The sequence below is a fragment of the Buttiauxella cochleicola genome (genome assembly GCF_021282405.1).
Lineage (GTDB): Bacteria > Pseudomonadota > Gammaproteobacteria > Enterobacterales > Enterobacteriaceae > Buttiauxella > Buttiauxella massiliensis.
The window spans coordinates 273328-291263 of sequence record NZ_JAJSOU010000005.1 but is presented as its reverse complement, the minus strand read 5'-3'; the positions used below and the strand labels follow the sequence as shown (position 1 = coordinate 291263).

Genomic DNA, 17936 nt, shown 5'->3' with positions numbered 1-17936 from the left:
AACAAAGTAAATCAGGCGTAGCAGGAAGGATGGGCGGTGAGGGAAAATCTTTAAATTTGAAGGAGGAGATCTCCCTCAAATATGAGGGAGAAATCGGGTAAGGATTAACCTTGCAACCAATAGACAGCCTCGAATGGCCGTAAACTTATCTCGCCAGGTTTACCTACAGCATCAGAATAGTTGCTCATCAGTACATCCCAGTCACCTTCGAAGGCTTCCGGCATCCACCACTGATTTTCACGGCTGAGATTGGCTGCGACAATCAATGTTTGCCCTTGCCACTCGCGGCGATAACACCATAAATACGGGTGCTCCGGCAGCAAATCCTGATAACTACCCCAGGTGAAAACAGGGTTTGCTTTACGCAGCTTAATCAGTTGCTGGTAGGCATAAAATACCGAGTCCGGGTCATCCACTGCTGTTTTAGCATTGATGGTTTGATAGTTATCGCAAAGGTTAATCCACGGTGTTCCCTGGGTGAAACCTGCGTTTTCGCCATCGTCCCACTGCATCGGTGTGCGGCTGTTATCGCGTGATTTGCTGGCAAGAATAGCCAGCAGATTATCGCTATCCCGGCCTTGCGCCCGCAGTTCCGCGTACATGTTGTGGCTTTCCACATCGCGATAATCAACGATGCGTTTAAAGTGTGGATTGGTCATCCCCAGCTCTTCGCCCTGGTAAATATATGGCGTGCCTTGCATACCGTGCAGCACCATGCCCAGCATTTTTGCTGCCGGAACGCGCAGTTCGCCTTCATCACCAAAGCGCGACACAATGCGCGGCTGGTCGTGGTTACACCAGAACAGGGCATTCCACGCCACGTTGTGCATACCTTGCTGCCAGTGGCTGAAAATAGCTTTCAGTGCCACATAATCTGGAGCCGCCAGCGCCCATTTTTGCCCGTTGGGATAATCCACTTTCAGGTGATGGAAGTTGAACGTCATCGACAGTTCATCGCTGTTAAGCGCCGCGTATTGCTGGCAATTATCAAGCGTGGTTGACGACATTTCACCAACAGTCATCAATCCGCGTGGCTTAAACACATCGCGGCTGAATTCTTGCAGATATTCGTGAATGCGTGGCCCGTCGGTGTAAAAACGACGCCCGTCACCACCATCAATATCGCTTGGGAAATCTTGATCTTTCGATATCAGGTTGATCACATCAAGGCGTAAACCGTCTACGCCACGATCCGCCCAAAACTCGCAAACCTTCTTTAGTTCATCGCGAACCTGCGGGTTTTCCCAGTTCAGATCCGCCTGCTCCGGCGCAAATAAGTGCAGATAATACTGGCCGCTTTCCGCGTGCCAGCGCCAGGCGTTACCCCCAAATTTAGAGCGCCAGTTGTTAGGCACCAGATCTGGCGTACCGTCGCGCCAGATATAAAACTCGCGGTATGGGCTTTCTTTGTTTAGCGCTTCATGGAACCAGGCGTGTTGCGTGGACGTGTGGTTAAACACCATATCCAGAATGACGCGGATGCCGCGTTCATGGGCACCTGCGACCAATAAATCAAAATCATCCAGCGTGCCGTAGGTGTGGTCGATGGCGCAGTAGTTCGCCACGTCGTAGCCGTTATCCACCTGCGGGGAAACATAAAACGGTGTCAGCCAAATGGCATCAACACCCAGCAGTTTGAGGTAGTCGAGGCGCTTGATAACACCAATCAGATCGCCTGTGCCGCTGCCGGTCGTGTCCTGGAAACTCTTGGGGTAGATTTGGTAGATGACACCATGTTGCCACCAGGGAGTTGTGTTCATAATTCTTTCCTAAATCGAAGGGGCCAAAATTGGCCCCAGGTAAAACTAAACCACTAACAACGTGCCCTGACGATGTTTGCGCTTATACATCACGCTGGTCAGCACGATTGGAATCACCACCGCAATCAGCATCGCGAGGGAATACACTTCCCAGTAACGCGGCTGGATGGACAAAATGCCCGGCAAGCCGCCGACGCCAATCCCGTTCGCCATCACGCCGCTCAAGCCACACAACAAGCCTGCGATACCTGATCCAATCATCGCGCACAGCATCGGGAAGCGGTATTTCAGGTTGATGCCGTACATCGCCGGTTCGGTCACGCCGAGGAAGGCGGAAATCGCTGCCGGAACGGAAATCTCACGTTCGTTATGCTTACGGCTGCAAATAATGATGCCGACAACCGCAGACGCCTGCGCAATGTTAGACAGCGCAATCAGCGGCCACACTGGCGTTCCGCCCATGCTCTGAATCATCTGCATATCGATGGCGAGCGTCGTCTGGTGGACACCGGTAATCACCAGCGGGGCGTACAGGAAGCCAAACAGCGCGGCACCAACTGGCGCAAAACTTCCCGTCATCAAATGGCGAACCGCAAAGGCCACGCCATCACCAATCCAGCGGCCAAACGGGCCGATAAACGCGTGAGCCAGGAATACCGCCAGAATCAGCGAACACACAGGCACTATTACAAGATAGAGGTAATCTGGAACAATGCGTTTCAGACGCGTCTCAATAAAGCCCAAAGCCAGGCCCGCTAACAACGCTGGAATCACTTGCGCCTGGTAGCCGACTTTCTCGATAGTGAACCAGCCAAAGTTCCACACTTCTGGAATTTTGCTACCTAATTCATAGGCATTCATCAGCTGTGGTGATACCAGCGTGACGCCGAGCACAATCCCAAGGATAGGAGTTCCACCCATTTTCCGCACAGCTGACCAGCAAATACCGACTGGCAGATAGAAGAAAATTGCCTCGCCAATCAACCATAAGAAGTCGTAGATCGATTGCAGGGAAGGGTGCATTTGCGCGAGCGTAAGCCCGTTGCTCATTGGCAAATCGCCAATCACATTACGGAACCCGAGGATCAAACCACCGCTGATCAACGCCGGTAATAAAGGGAAGAAGATCTCTGCAAAGTGGGAAATAAGCTGTTCGTGCCATTTCATGTTCTGACGCGCGGCAAGTTTCGCTTGTTCTTTATCTGCGGTGCTGTGCCCTGTGGCGGCGATCAATGCCTGGTAGTAATCGCCCACTTCCGGACCAATCACCACCTGGAACTGCCCGGCGTTGGTAAAGCAGCCTTTAACCATCGGCAGCTCTTCAATCTCTTTCGGCTTCGCAATTGCGGTGTTGTTCAATACAAAGCGTAAGCGGGTGATGCAGTGACTGACGGTAGCAATGTTTTCACGCCCGCCGACCAGTTCTATCAGCTTATCGATATCCTGTTGTTTCACTTTGGCCATGATGAGGTTCCAGAGTAAGGAGAGAGTTTTTATCTGCCGCAAGGTTATCTTTTAATCTTCCCAACGAAAATGGGAACGTTCCCGAAATCCAGCGACGATCACAATAAACCGTCATCGTGGTGATTTACTGGAGAGTGCTGGGGATAACGATCTGGCGCAGATCGCGTGCTTTTGTGACTTGCCCGATCAACTGCAATACCGCCTGACGGCCTGCTTCCGCATAGCCGGGATCGACGGTAATAATCTCCGGATGCAGGAACTTCATCAGCGGCGTATTACCGACGCTCGCCAGTTGCAGCGTGTTGCTCTGGTGTTCCTGCAAATATTTGCTGGCACCCAGAGCGAGGGTATCGGTGGCGCATAACAGGGCGGTGGTCTCCGGCAGCAAAACTTCGGCGACGTGTTCGTAACCCTGTTTCATCGCCAGCCCCGGCAGGGCTACATTTGGCGCCAACTGATGTTGTTTGCAGAAGGTGAGATAGGCTTCATGGCGGCGTAAACCGGTAGTCACATCGCTATGCGGTACGCCGAGGAAACTGATGTGACGATGGCCTTGTTCATAAAGGCGCGACATTAAAATATTGATGGCCCCTTCATCGTCATAACAAACCGAGGCAAACCCTTTGGCATCCCGCGCCATCAGTACCAGCGTTGATTGCCACGGGGCGAGTATTTTTTCATTAATACCGGTAAAACCGAACAGGATTACGCCGTCGATATTGCGCCGCTTGAGCATGCCGAGGTGTTCTTCAACCAGCTCCGGGTCGAACTGGCTTTCCATCATAATCGGGTCGTAACCCTGCTCGTAAAGTGCCGGTAGCATGGTTTGTACTGCGAGGTTTTCCGATAACGAATCCAGACGCGTCACAATAATAGCGACCACTTTATCGCTCTGCCCGCGCATGGCGCGTGCCGAACGGGAAGGGGAAAACCCTTCTTGCTGCATCACCGCTTCAACCCGCTCACGTGTGCGAGCACTCACTCCGCTTTCATTGTTCAATACACGAGAGACGGTCGATTTACCCACACCGCTCAAGCGGGCGATATCTTTTATCGTGAGGCGGCTTTGCATAACAATCCTTATTCCCGGCAATCAATTGCTCATTAGAGTACGGCGGCGAAACAATATCACAAGGGAAAAAATTCTGGTTTACGTTAGGTTGATGTTTCGAGGCGTAGAATGCCCGCGACTAATGTGATGACTTTTCTTTTAACCGGAGGCGACATGGAACCTGATCCCAGTCCAGACCCTGTAATGACAGGAATAATCCGGTAAAAAACCCTTCTCAATAAGAAGTGGCAGCCTTACCGGATAGCGTAAGGCAGCGGCTTCAATCGTCCTTTTCGATTTGTCCCTGCTGATGAAAAAATTTGATCTGTAAGGTCGGCTGAGCCGCGCCTGCATGTCACCAGGCTCCATATTATGTGGGGCCGAGGGACTCTTTTATGCTGTTAAAAAATCTCACCCGGCAGTTGTTCGCACAACTGGGCCGTCACCTGCCTCGTCGCCTGATCCAGCGCGACCTGATGCCTGATGACAACACTGTTGCTCACGCACAAGAAGTTCCGGCTTCACTGAGCGAATCCTGCCTGAAATATGCGCAAGCATCTGAAGAACAACTGTATCGCGATTTCCAAAGCCATCCGGAAGGGCTGAATGTGCGTGAAGTTGAAAACGCTCTCGAACGCCACGGCCCGAACCAAATCCCGGCGCAAAAACCGTCGCCGTGGTGGGTTCATTTGTGGCTGTGCTATCGCAACCCTTTCAACATCTTGCTGACAATCCTCGGCATTGTTTCCTATTCCACCGAAGACCTGTTTGCCGCAGGCGTCATTGCGCTGATGGTGGTGATTGCCACGCTGCTGAATTTTGTGCAGGAAGCGCGTTCCACCAAAGCGGCGGACACGCTAAAAGCGATGGTCAGCAACACCGCCACCGTGCTCCGTGTGGTGAATGAAAACGGTGAAAACGAGTTTGTCGAAATCTCCCTCGACCAACTGGTGCCGGGCGATATCGTCAAACTGGCGGCGGGCGACATGATCCCGGCGGATTTGCGCGTCATTCAGGCTCGCGATCTCTTCGTCGGCCAGGCGTCGCTAACCGGTGAATCGCTGCCAGTTGAAAAGGTGGCAGTCAGCCGCGACATGTCGCACAACAACCCGCTGGAATGCGACACGCTGTGCTTTATGGGCACCAACGTAGTGAGCGGCACGGCGCTGGCAATGATTATTTCTACCGGCGGCAACACTTGGTTTGGGCAACTCGCCGGGCGTGTCACCCAACAAGAAAGCGAGCCGAACGCATTCCAGAAAGGCATCAGCCGCGTAAGCTGGGTGCTGATCCGCTTTATGCTGGTGATGACGCCGATTGTGCTGCTGATCAACGGCTTCACCAAAGGCGACTGGTGGGAAGCGGCGCTGTTCTCGCTCTCCGTTGCGGTGGGTTTGACGCCTGAAATGCTGCCGATGATCGTCACTTCAACGCTGGCTCGCGGGGCGGTAAAACTCTCGAAACAGAAAGTGATCGTCAAACACCTCGACGCGATTCAGAACTTCGGCGCGATGGACATTTTGTGCACCGATAAAACCGGCACGCTGACGCAAGACCGCATTGTTCTGGAAACTCACACCGACATTCTTGGCGCGGTAAGCAACCACGTTCTGCACACCGCGTGGCTCAACAGCCATTATCAAACCGGGCTGAAAAACCTGCTGGATGTCGCGGTACTGGAAGGTGTGGAAGAAGATCATGCTCGAAACGCTGCAGCCCGCTGGCAAAAGGTGGACGAAATCCCGTTCGACTTTGAACGCCGCCGTATGTCGGTAGTGGTTTCTGAGCAGCCGGATGTGCACCAGTTGATCTGCAAAGGCGCGTTGCAGGAGATCCTCAACGTCTGTACGCAAGTGCGTTATGGCGATGAAATCGTGCCGCTGAGCGAATCCATGCTGGCTCGTATTCGCCGCGTGACCGACGATCTGAACCGCCAGGGCCTACGTGTTGTAGCGGTGGCGACCAAATTCCTGCCAGCGCGTTGTGAAGATTATGGTCGTGTGGATGAATCTGATCTGATCCTCGAAGGCTATATCGCGTTCCTGGATCCACCGAAAGAAACAACCGCACCTGCGTTGAAAGCACTCAAAGCCAGTGGCATTGCCGTTAAGATCCTGACCGGGGATAGCGAGCTGGTAGCGGCGAAAGTGTGCCGTGAAGTCGGGCTGGACGTTGGCGAATTGGTTATCGGTAGTGATATCGAAAACATGGCTGACGAAGAACTGGCGGCGCTGGCGTTGCGTACCACGCTGTTTGCCCGCCTGACGCCAATGCATAAAGAACGCATCGTGCGTCTGTTGCGCGGCGAAGGCCACGTGGTTGGATTCATGGGCGACGGCATTAACGATGCCCCGGCCTTGCGTGCCGCAGACATCGGTATTTCCGTCGATGGCGCAGTGGATATTGCCCGCGAAGCCGCTGACATCATCCTGCTGGAAAAAAGCCTGATGGTGCTGGAACAGGGCGTAATTGAAGGGCGCAGAACCTTCGCCAACATGCTGAAATACATCAAAATGACCGCCAGTTCTAACTTCGGTAACGTGTTCAGCGTGCTGGTGGCGAGCGCCTTCCTGCCGTTCTTGCCGATGCTGCCGTTGCACTTACTGATTCAAAACCTGCTGTACGATGTGTCCCAGGTGGCGATTCCGTTCGACAACGTTGACGACGAGCAAATCAAGAAACCACAGCGCTGGAACCCGTCGGACTTAGGCCGTTTTATGGTGTTCTTTGGGCCAATCAGCTCCATCTTCGACATTCTGACGTTCTGCGTGATGTGGTGGGTGTTCAAGGCGAACGTGCCGGAAGCGCAAACCCTGTTCCAGACCGGTTGGTTCGTGGTCGGTTTACTGTCGCAAATATTGATTGTGCATATGATTCGTACCCGTCGCATCCCGTTTATTCAGAGCCGTGCCGCCTGGCCGTTGATGATCATGACGCTGGTGGTGATGGTAGTTGGCATCAGCCTGCCGTTCACTCCGCTGGCAAGCTACCTGCAACTTCAGGCGCTGCCGCTGAGCTACTTCCCATGGCTGATTGCGATCCTCGCCGGATATATGACGCTGACTCAATGCATGAAAGGTTTCTACAGCCGTCGTTACGGCTGGCAATAATATACCCATCATCCTTCAAGCTGCAGCGGCGTTGGCTGCAACTCGAATGCTAATGGATATAGTAAATATGAGCGGGATGTGATCTACATCCCGTCAGTTTTCTCCATAACCTTGATGAATATTTCCGCACGTGTTACCAGATTGTTTTTGCTTTTTTCTGGCCCGTCATTGTTAAAGGAATATTCATGTTTAAATCCATACGTTTGAGCCTGCTGGCAGGTTGCATCGCTGCAACTTGCCCGGCCTGGGCCGCACCAGCTGGTGATTTGCCACTGATGCCCTGGCCGCAGGAAGTTAACCGTCCGGCAGCGGAAGGCATGCTGCAAATTGATAACGCCATTTCCATAAAAATCAGCGGCGACAAACTGCCTGGTGCCACCGAACGCTGGCGGCAGCGAATTTCCCAGCAAACGGGCTGGCAGTTGCAACCCGCTCAGGCGAATCCCGCCAAACCGACTATCAATATCCAAATCAAAAATATCGTTGCCCCACTGCCAAAACTCGACAGCGATGAAAGCTACGAATTAAGCGTCACCGCTGACGGTGTAAAGCTCACGGCAAACACGCGATTTGGCGCGATGCGCGGCATGGAAACCCTGTTGCAGCTGATTCAAAATGGCCCGGAAAACACCGCCATTCCGTTTGTCGCCATCAAAGACCAGCCTCGCTTCCCGTGGCGTGGATTGTTAATCGACTCCGCCCGCCACTTCATGCCAATCAAAGATATTCTGCGTCAGTTAGATGGCATGGCCGCCGCCAAAATGAACGTGCTGCACTGGCATTTAACCGACGATCAGGGCTGGCGCTTTGCTTCCACTGCGTATCCAAAATTGCAGCAACTGGCGAGCGACGGTGATTTTTACACCCAGGCGCAGATGAAAGAAGTGGTGCGCTACGCGACTTCTCTTGGCATCCGCGTGGTGCCAGAAATGGACTTGCCAGGACACGCATCGGCGATTGCGGTGGCTTATCCTGAACTGATGAGCGCGCCGGGGCCATATCAAATGGAGCGCCATTGGGGCGTGTTGAAACCGCTGCTTAACCCGACCAAAGACGCGGCCTATAAATTTGTCGATACCCTGATTGGCGAACTGACGGCGATTTTCCCGGACGGCTATTTGCACATCGGCGGCGATGAAGTTGATGCTGAACACTGGCAAAATTCGAAAGAAATCCAGACGTTTATGAAGCAGAACAATCTGGCGGATACCCACGCATTGCAGACGTACTTCAACCAGCGCCTGGAGAAGATCCTCGAAAAACATCACCGTCACATGATGGGCTGGGATGAGATCTATCACCCGGATCTGCCGAAAAGTATTTTGATCCAATCATGGCAGGGACAGGATGCGCTGGGGACCGTCGCCGCGAACGGGTACAAAGGCATTCTCTCCACCGGCTTCTATCTGGATCAGCCGCAGTCTACCGCTTACCACTATCGAAACGAGATCCTGCCCCAGGGCCTGAACGGCATCGACAAAATTACCGAAGCTGACAGCGCCCAAAGTTGGTTCTTCAATATGCCGCGCCTGAAAGGCAGTGCGGTGGAAGGCAGTTTCACTCTGGTGAGCAGCCAAACGGCATGGCGTGGCTTTATCGACTTTAAAGGTAAATCCCGCCGCGCGGTACGCGATATTGAATGGCTGAGCCCAACCCAGGTGACGTTCACCGTCGATACCTGGATGGGAGAAACACGCCCGGTATTAACGCTCGATAAAGACAAATTGAGCGGATATATGCTGGTGGGCAATGTGCGTTACCCTGCAACTGGCCAGAAATTAGATGACGTGCCTGATGGCATCCAGCCTGTGGTGCCAACCCCTGAGCAGATGAGCAATATCCTCGGTGGCGAGGCGGCTCTGTGGGCTGAAAACGTGGCATCTCCATTACTGTATATCAAGCTGTGGCCGCGTGCCTTTGCGGTCGCTGAACGTTTGTGGTCCGCCGAAGATGTGAAAGATATCGATAATATGTATCAGCGTTTGCAGGCGATAGATGCGTGGTCAACCGTTTCAGTTGGCCTACAGCAGCACGCTGCTGCAGCTCTACAAATGACGCGCCTTGCGGGTTCGACGGAAATTATGCCGTTGCAGATCCTCGCTCAGGCGGTTGAACCGGCGCAGTACTACACGCGGCAGCATCTGAAATTCAAGGCGGGTAATTACCATCATTTCGAGCCGCTAAACCGTTTTGCTGATGCATTGGGTGCAGAAAGCAGCCAGGTGCGTGCGCTGGATCTCTGGGCCGATAAACTAATAGCCGACCCGGAGGACAGTAACAGTGCGGAGTCTTTGCACCGTACTTTTGCTCGCTGGCAAAGTAACACGCCAGATGTGCTGGAACTTATCGATGGCAATTACCAGCTTAAAGAGCTGAAACCAGTGGCTGAAAATGTCGATAAACTGGCGGGAATTGGCTTGCGATTAACGGACTTAGTGGCGAAACAGGGAACATTGAGCGCTGATGAAGTTCAGGGGATTCAAAAACAGCTCGATGAAGCGGCGCAAACGCAGGATGAAGTGGTGATTGCGGCGGTGTATCCGTTGCAGAAATTGTTGCGGGCGAGTGTTAAGTAGGCCGTACAGAAGCGCCATCCGACAAAACAAAAGGCCGCGAAAGCGGCCTTAAATTCAATCGTTAGCGGCGAATGGCAATCGCTTCGATCTCAATCTTCACATCTTTAGGCAGACGAGCTACTTCCACGCAAGAACGCGCTGGGAAAGTCGCTTTGTGCTCATTAAAGAATGCTTCGTAAGTTGCGTTTACGGTCGCAAAGTCATTCAAATCTTTTACGAAAACAGTCGTTTTAACGATATCGCCCACTTTCAGGCCAGCGGCTTCAACAATCGCCTGCACGTTTTCCAGAGACTGGCGCGCTTGTGCTGCCACGTCTTCCGGTACGGTGCCTGTTTTTGGGTTCACTGGGATCTGGCCAGAAGTGATAATCATGCTGCCAAGATCGACACCCTGAACATATGGGCCGATTGCTGCTGGGGCATTTTCGGTGCTGATGGTACGAGAAGACATTTTCATTCCTTATGAGAAGTGATAAAGCTCCCGTCCATTATAGGGACGAGAGCTTTAGCGGCAATGATTAATCTGCCAGCACAACGTAATGTGAGAACTCCTTCTCACAATATTTGCATTTGAGACTGATGTTCTCGTCGCGTTTTTTCACTGCGAACGAAGAGTGAACCGGTTCGCTGCGGCTGATGCAGTTGGTATTTGGGCAAACCAACACTCTATCAATGCGTGAAGGCAGGCTCGGTTTGCTCTTGCCGACCACTTCATATTCATCGATACGGTTTACTGTCGCATGCGGTGCATACAGCGCCAGTTGGTTAACTTGCTCATCGGTCAGGAAGGTATTTTCGATTTTAATCAGGTCTTTACGGCCCTGTTCTTTTGAAGGCAAGTTCAGGCCGATGGTGATGCGCTGGTCGGTTTCAGTTAACTGGAACAGAGTCAGTAACTTAAAGCCCACCTGTGCAGGAATATGATCGATAACTGTTCCGCGTTTAATCGCTTCAACTTGTAATTTGTTGTCGTGTGTCATCTTAATCTTCCTCTCACTCAAACCAGTTCAGGTTGCAAAACTAACGCCAGCAGAGCCTGGCGGGCATAAATACCGTTGCCTGCCTGCTGGAAATACCAGGCGTGCGGGGTTTTATCGACATCTGTAGTGATTTCATCAACGCGTGGCAGCGGGTGTAGCACTTTCATGTTCTCGCGGGCATCGACAAGGTCTGCTGCACGCAGGACAAACTGCGCCTTCACGTTGGCGTATTCAGACGGGTCCAGGCGCTCTTTCTGTACGCGAGTCATGTACAGAATATCCAGCTCGCCTACAACGTCGTCGATAGCTTCATGGCAGCTCCAGACGATGCCTTTTTCATCCAGCATATCGAGAATGTATTTCGGCATTGCCAGCGCGTTTGGCGCGATAAAGTAGAAGCGGTTACCTTCAAATTTCGCCAGAGCTTGTGCCAGAGAGTGCACGGTGCGGCCATATTTCAGGTCACCGACCATGGCGATATTCAGGTTTTCCAGACGCCCCTGCGTTTCCTGGATGGTGAACAGATCCAGCAGCGTTTGTGTTGGGTGTTGGTTGGCACCATCACCTGCGTTCAACACCGGTACATTGCCTGAGAACTCCGTTGCCAGGCGTGCAGCACCTTCTTGCGGATGGCGCATTACGATTGCATCAACATAGGTGCTGATAACTGAAATAGTATCGGCCAGTGTTTCGCCTTTCTTACCCAGCGAGGTATTGCTGCTGTCGGAGAAGCCGACAACCGATGCACCCAGACGGTGAATCGCGGTCTCAAAAGAGAGACGAGTACGCGTTGAAGCCTCAAAGAAGCAACTGGCAACAACGATGTGTTTCAACAGTTCAGGTTGCGGATTCGCTTTCAGTTTTGCCGCCGTAGACAACACCAGTTCAAGTTCTTCACGACTGAGATCGTTTATGGAAATGATATGTTTTTGATATAGGGGGTTAGCCATGTTTATCTCCTGTTCTCGGGCGTCGGGCAAAAAAAAAGCCCCTCAATGAGGGGCCTTTGGAATTGATTGCTGCAACGGAGAAAAAAACAGGTTAGCGCCGTCTTTTAGACGACGTGGTGTGGCAATTTTTTGAACACACTGGACCATGCTTCCTCCGGCAAATTGTGGCGCATTATACGCATGTGGGAGGACACTTCAAGGGATAAATTCACATATTTTGGCCATTAGCAATCGGTTGCTGTGAATATTTATCCGACTCTAATGTAATCCAAGGGTTTGCATAACCCGCCGATGGACCTGTGCGGTTTTTTGTACCTCGCGTGGTGCAATCCATACAATGCTGCTGCCCGCTACTACGCCTAAAATCTCTGGCACGGCACGATAATCGAGAATTCTTGCTATGGCTCGCCCGTATCCATGAACGGCATGAATCATGACAAACTCAGCATTATGCTCGACGCTAATCACCATCTCCGCTATTGAACGTGCTGCATCCGGTGCGGGTTGAGATTGCGGATTTAATGCATAAATTTTCTGACCTTTGGCGTTACGTATTTTGATAACGCCAAGCAATTTCAGCAGACGGGACACCGTAGACTGACTAATGTTTTCAAATCCGTGGAGCTGCATATCGCGGCGCAGTTCTTCTTGCGATTGATAGCTTTTATGGACAATGAGTCTTTGGCAGAGTGTTAGCTGATTATGATCCTTCTCCGAGGGTGCGTGGGATACGCTCATTGCATTCACCATTCCTTGATTTATCAGGCGACTAATTTACGCCGCTTATAAATCCAAACCGTTTGCTCGATCAGGTTTTTCTAATCTAACCAACAAATAATGTTGCTAAATGTATTATTATTAGAATTTAACGCCCCTTTCGGGGCGTCATAGTTATCAGGTAATCTGAATAGAACCGGAAACAACCAGTTTTAACGTCCAGGCTGCTAACAGTAGAATTGCCGCAGCGATTGCCCATTCATAACCCTTCAGCATTTGTTGCCCTTGCTGTTTCTTCTGCCACAGGAAGACCACAAGCCCTGGGGTGAATAGCAACGAACTCAGTAGCATTGAGTCGCCAGCGGCGTAGCAAAGCCAGAAACCGTAAACGGTGGCGATAACGCCGAGTATTAAACCGCTGGTGCGTGATTCTCCTTTCGCATAGCGTTCACCCGTCCAGGCAAGTTTCAAACCATAGGCGGCGCTAAACAGGTACGGCGGCAGAATGGCGGCGGTTGCGATAGAGAACAGCGCCTGATAACCCGCCTGGTAAAACAGAGTGAGAATCAGGAATAACTGGATCAGGCCGTTGGTTATCCACAATGAGAACGAAGGTGAATGTCTGGCGTTCTCCCTGGCGAAGATTTTCGGGAAGATCCCGTCTTTGGCGGCAACGCGAGGCAGTTCTGCGGCAAAAAGCGTCCAGGCGAGCAGGGCGCCGGCAACAGAAAGAATAACGCCACCGGCAACAAATTTAGCACCCCATGGCCCAACTACACTCTCCAGCACGCCTGCCATAGAAGGGTTTCTCAGCCCGGCAAGGGATGCCTGATCCAAAATCCCCATCGACAGCACGCTGACCAGCACATAGATTGCCAGTGCGCCCAGCAAACCAATCACTGTAGCCTTACCGATATCGCTACGATTTGCGGCACGAGCAGAAACGACGGTTGCCCCTTCAATACCGATAAACACCCATGTGGTCACCAGCATAGTATTTTTCACCTGATCGAACAGCTCAGGCGCGGTGCCGTTGACGAGCATCATGCGGCCCCAGAAGTCGGCTGTGAAGACACCGATCTTAAAGGCTATCAACACCGCGACGATAAACACCAGCAGGATAACCACTTTGACGACGGTGAGGATCGTGTTGATGTAAGCCGCTTCACGTACGCCGCGCAGAACCAGTGCGTGTACCAGCCACAACACTATAGATGCGCCGATTATCGACGGCAGGTTATTACCATCGCCGAATACCGGGATGAAAAAGCTCATCGCGCTAAACAGTAATACCGCGTAGGAAACGTTGCCCAGCCAGGCGGAGAACCAGTATCCCCAGGCAGATTGGAAGCCGATGAAATCGCCGAATCCAGCGCGAGCGTAGCTATAGACGCCCCCTTCAAGTTCCGGGCAACGGGAGCTGAGGTTTTGATAGATAAAGGCGAGACATAACATCCCGACTCCGGTTATTACCCAACCAATGAGTAACGCGCCCGGTGAGGCGACGGAGCCAAAGTTTTGCGGCAGGCTGAATACCCCACCGCCAATCATTGAACCAATTACCAGCGCAACCAGCGCGCTAAGCCCTAATTTTGTTTCTTTTGTTGTGGATGTCTCGGCGACATCTCCGTGGGTAGCATCGGCCATTTTCCTTTCCTCTTGCTGTGGGATGCAGCATGAATGCACGGGTGGCGGCGAGGGCATCCCCGCCGCCGGTGCGAATTACTCTCCGAGCGTGGCAACCATGACGGCTTTAATCGTATGCATACGGTTTTCGGCTTCATCAAAGACAATGGAATGCGCTGATTCAAAGACTTCTTCAGTCACTTCCAGCCCTTTCAGGCCGTATTCCTGCTCGATTTCTTTACCGACTTTGGTGTGTTCGTTATGGAAGGCTGGCAGGCAGTGCATGAATTTCACATTCGGGTTGCCAGTAGCATTGATGACATTTTGGTTAACCTGATAGGGGGTCATGATACTGACGCGCTCAGCCCAGGCTTCTTTAGGCTCGCCCATAGAAACCCACACATCGGTGTAGAGGAAATCAACGCCTGCCACACCTTCTTCGACGCTATCGGTCAACATGATGCGACCACCGGTTTCTTTAGCAATCGCGCGGCATTGCTCAACCAGGGCAGGTTCAGGCCAGAAGGCTTTTGGCGCGACCAGGCGAATATCCATACCCATTTTCGCAGCACCCACCATCAGGGAGTTGCCCATGTTATTGCGAGCATCACCCAGATAAGCGAAGGCGATATCCTGAAGTTTTTTGTCCGGCGCATGCTCAAGCATGGTCATCAAATCCGCGAGAATTTGAGTTGGGTGGTATTCATTGGTCAGGCCGTTCCACACCGGAACACCTGCGTACTCGCCCAGTTCTTCGACGATATCCTGGCCGTAGCCGCGGTATTCAATGCCGTCGTACATGCGGCCTAAAACGCGGGCGGTATCTTTCATGGATTCTTTATGGCCGATTTGCGAGCCGCTTGGGCCGAGGTACGTCACCAGCGCACCCTGATCGAACGCGCCGACTTCAAATGCGCAGCGCGTGCGGGTGGAGGTTTTTTCGAAAATCAGCGCGATGTTTTTGCCCACCAGGGTTTTCTTCTCAGTACCTGCTTTTTTGGCGGCTTTCAGTTCGCGAGACAAGTCGATCAGGTACTGGATTTCTACAGGTTTGAAGTCCAGCAGTTTCAAAAAGTTGCGGTTTTTCAGATTGATAGTCATTTTTTTATCCTTTTGAAATTATTAAGCAATACGAATCAGCGTACCTTTCTCACCCGCCAGAATTGCCGGGCCATCCTCAAGCGCTCCAATCCCGGCAATACCGTGGCACTGCGCCACAAACTTGCTACAGGCAGCGACTTTCGGGCCCATCGAACCGGCGTCGAATTTCATGGCATCCAGTTCCTGCGGCGTAATATGAGAAATTGGTCGCTGAGTTGGCGTGCCCCAATCGAGATAGACGGCGTCGGCATCGGTGAGGATCAACAGCGCATCGGCTTCGATCTGGCGCGCCAGCAATGCGGCGGAAAGATCTTTATCAATCACCGCTTCGATACCGTGGTAGCCGTCGGCTTTTTCGACTACCGGAACACCGCCGCCACCGTTGCAAATCACCAGGTGATCGCGCTGAATAAGGGCTGTGATCGCATCGCTTTCCACAATCTGTTTTGGTTGTGGGGATGGCACTACGCGGCGGAAATACTGGCCGTCGGCTTTAACTGTCCAGCCCTTTTCCGCAACCAGCATGTCGGCTTGCGCCTTGTCATACACCGGGCCGATGTACTTCGTTGGGTTTTCGAACGCGGGGTCGTTGGCGTCCACTTCTACCTGAGTCAGCAATACGCTGACTTCCCGGTTTGGCAGCTGATTTTTCAGCGACTGCTGTAGCATGTAGCCAATCATTCCCTGACTTTCGGCTCCAAGAATGTCGAGTGGATATGGCGTCACTTTTTCATAGGCACTGTTTTGTAGTGCCAGCAACCCGACTTGTGGGCCATTGCCATGAACCAGCACGACACGCCAGGAGGAGGTGAGTTGTGCTATGGTTTTAGCCGCTAAGTCAATGTTCTTACGTTGTATTTCTGCTTCCAGAGGCTCGCCGCGTTTCAATAGCGCGTTGCCGCCCAGTGCTACAACCAGTGTCGGTTTGTGTTCCATTTCATCTCTCCCTGGATTAAATACCGTCACGTTCTAGTGGGCAGCTCATGCAGCGTGCACCACCGCGACCACGGCCCAATTCGTCACCAGGAATCGGCAAGACTTTGATGCCCGCTTTGTCGTATTTTTCGTTGGTCCAGATATTGCGTTCATAGCCGATGACCACACCAGGGCGTACGGTTAGCACGTTGTTGGCGTCATTCCATTGCTCACGCTCAGCTTCAAACGCATCACCGCCAGTGGTGATTAAACGGACCTGATCGATACCCAGCGCTTGTTCAATCGCATGCAGCAGGTTTGGCTCCTGATGGCGTTTGATGCCACCGCGACCATCCGGGGTTAGCGTCCAGCACTGGGCGTCTTTGCGGACCACTTCCGGGTAAACGGAGAAGGTGTCGATATCGATGTGTGTCATCACAGTATCGAGGTGCATACAGGAGCGGTGTTTAGGCAGTTCAACGGCAATAACGCGAGTGGCTTGTTGATGTTTGAATAATGATTCAGCGAGGAACTCGACACCTTGCGGAGTGGTGCGCTCAGACAAACCAATTAATACCGCACCACGGCCAATGACTAATACATCACCGCCTTCTAATGTTGCGTGGTCATAATTAATATTGTCATCGCCATAATATTTAATAAAGTTTCCATCGGTAAATAATGGATGCCAACGGTAAATCGCTCGCAGGTTATTTGTTTCACGTTGGCGTGCGGCTTTCGCCATTGGGTTAATAGATACGCCATTATAAATCCAGCAGGAAGTATCGCGGGTGAATAAATGGTTAGGGAGCGGTTTCATAATAAAGTCGGTGACTTCATGGGTATCGACAACCATATTTTGAATATAAGTTGGAATTTCACCATAAGTCAGGCCGCCGCTCAGCCTGCGAGCCAATTCACGATGTGACATATCTGCAAGCCAGCTGCGAATGTCGGAGGCAAATGCTGGGCCAAGGCGGTAGTCAGAAATCTGTGTTGCCAGCAGCCATGCCTTGGCATCGCTGACATCCAGCGTTTGAGTGAGAAGGTCTGTCAGTAATAAAACCTCAACCCCCTCACCGCGTAATGTATTAGCAAATATATCGTGTTCTTCGCCAGCACGTTCTACAGATAAAACGTCGTCAAATAATAGTTCCTGGCAATTAGATGGGGTGAGTCTTTTCAGGCTCAGATTAGGGCGATGCAGCATTACACTGCGAAGTTGTCCAATTTCGGAACCAACATAGTGCTTGTCCATGACTATTCCTTTGCATTAATCCTGAGATGAAAATATCAGTGGTAATAGTTAGCTATTACCGCAAGTTAAATAGGCTTTCGAAATGTCTTCGAGGCGTATGTTAATTTCATGAGGGATATTTAATGTGAGCTTAATCACGCGCTCAAGCGCCTTTTTAATTCTCTGTTAATTAATTGATAGCTGTCATGGAATTATAAATAAAGCAATTGAGCAGTCTGAATAACTACGCGAAATTATGCATATTCTATTTTATTAGTGTTAACCCAATGTTATTGGGTAAACAAACTGATGTTTTTTAACTTGTTGAAATTTAACAGCATTTTGAAATTTAAATATAACTATGCATAAAGCCGCATTTTTCATCCACAGCATGGGAAAATAAACAAAATAGTTATGACTAAACTTCCACTAATTTACCTGGTTTTAAA

The 17936-nt window shown here is 51.6% G+C and carries 13 protein-coding genes; 2 read left to right on the top strand and 11 right to left on the bottom strand.

The window, feature by feature from the left end:
* Nucleotides 1-104: 104 nt before the first annotated feature.
* The 3 genes from treC to treR all read right to left on the bottom strand — a co-directional run bounded on the left by treC (nucleotide 105) and on the right by treR (nucleotide 4296).
* Entirely contained in the window at nucleotides 105-1760 is a 1656-nt protein-coding gene (gene treC / locus LVQ79_RS09145) for an alpha,alpha-phosphotrehalase (RefSeq protein WP_232864689.1), read from the bottom strand.
* A 45-nt stretch (nucleotides 1761-1805) separates the two neighbouring features.
* Nucleotides 1806-3224 carry a PTS trehalose transporter subunit IIBC gene (gene treB / locus LVQ79_RS09140; RefSeq protein ID WP_232864688.1) on the bottom strand — a complete coding sequence of 473 codons (1419 nt, stop codon included), beginning with the start codon at nucleotides 3222-3224 and terminating at the stop codon, nucleotides 1806-1808.
* Nucleotides 3225-3348: 124 nt separating this feature from the next.
* Nucleotides 3349-4296: a trehalose operon repressor TreR gene (treR, locus tag LVQ79_RS09135; RefSeq protein WP_232864687.1), complete on the bottom strand. Its 948-nt coding sequence runs from the start codon at nucleotides 4294-4296 to the stop codon at nucleotides 3349-3351.
* Nucleotides 4297-4673: 377 nt separating this feature from the next.
* On the opposite strand from treR, the gene mgtA reads away from it, so the two are divergent.
* Both mgtA and LVQ79_RS09125 read left to right on the top strand, forming a co-directional pair.
* Nucleotides 4674-7385 (top strand): magnesium-translocating P-type ATPase, encoded by a 2712-nt coding sequence (mgtA, locus tag LVQ79_RS09130; RefSeq protein ID WP_232864717.1) that lies wholly within the window; start codon nucleotides 4674-4676, stop codon nucleotides 7383-7385.
* A gap of 185 nt (nucleotides 7386-7570) precedes the next feature.
* Nucleotides 7571-9961, top strand: a complete 2391-nt coding sequence (locus LVQ79_RS09125) for a beta-N-acetylhexosaminidase (protein ID WP_232864686.1) — start codon at nucleotides 7571-7573, stop codon at nucleotides 9959-9961.
* A 61-nt stretch (nucleotides 9962-10022) separates the two neighbouring features.
* On the opposite strand, the gene ridA is transcribed toward LVQ79_RS09125, so the two are convergent.
* The 8 genes from ridA to arcA form a co-directional block, all read right to left on the bottom strand.
* Complete coding sequence (ridA, locus tag LVQ79_RS09120) at nucleotides 10023-10412, bottom strand: 2-iminobutanoate/2-iminopropanoate deaminase (protein WP_064560965.1); 390 nt, start codon at nucleotides 10410-10412, stop codon at nucleotides 10023-10025.
* A gap of 67 nt (nucleotides 10413-10479) precedes the next feature.
* On the bottom strand, nucleotides 10480-10941 hold the full coding sequence (pyrI, locus tag LVQ79_RS09115; protein WP_151993011.1) for an aspartate carbamoyltransferase regulatory subunit: 462 nt from the start codon (nucleotides 10939-10941) through the stop codon (nucleotides 10480-10482).
* 17 nt (nucleotides 10942-10958) lie between these two features.
* Nucleotides 10959-11891 (bottom strand): aspartate carbamoyltransferase, encoded by a 933-nt coding sequence (gene pyrB / locus LVQ79_RS09110; protein WP_154150851.1) that lies wholly within the window; start codon nucleotides 11889-11891, stop codon nucleotides 10959-10961.
* A gap of 258 nt (nucleotides 11892-12149) precedes the next feature.
* Nucleotides 12150-12629, bottom strand: coding sequence for an arginine repressor (locus LVQ79_RS09105; RefSeq protein ID WP_226811972.1), 480 nt, complete (start codon nucleotides 12627-12629; stop codon nucleotides 12150-12152).
* A 156-nt stretch (nucleotides 12630-12785) separates the two neighbouring features.
* Nucleotides 12786-14255 (bottom strand): arginine-ornithine antiporter, encoded by a 1470-nt coding sequence (gene arcD, locus LVQ79_RS09100; protein ID WP_151993013.1) that lies wholly within the window; start codon nucleotides 14253-14255, stop codon nucleotides 12786-12788.
* Between the two features lie 75 nt (nucleotides 14256-14330).
* Nucleotides 14331-15335, bottom strand: coding sequence for an ornithine carbamoyltransferase (gene argF / locus LVQ79_RS09095; protein ID WP_151993014.1), 1005 nt, complete (start codon nucleotides 15333-15335; stop codon nucleotides 14331-14333).
* A gap of 21 nt (nucleotides 15336-15356) precedes the next feature.
* Nucleotides 15357-16271, bottom strand: a complete 915-nt coding sequence (locus LVQ79_RS09090; RefSeq protein WP_151993015.1) for a carbamate kinase — start codon at nucleotides 16269-16271, stop codon at nucleotides 15357-15359.
* A gap of 16 nt (nucleotides 16272-16287) precedes the next feature.
* Complete coding sequence (gene arcA / locus LVQ79_RS09085) at nucleotides 16288-17508, bottom strand: arginine deiminase (protein ID WP_232864685.1); 1221 nt, start codon at nucleotides 17506-17508, stop codon at nucleotides 16288-16290.
* Nucleotides 17509-17936: the final 428 nt, after the last annotated feature.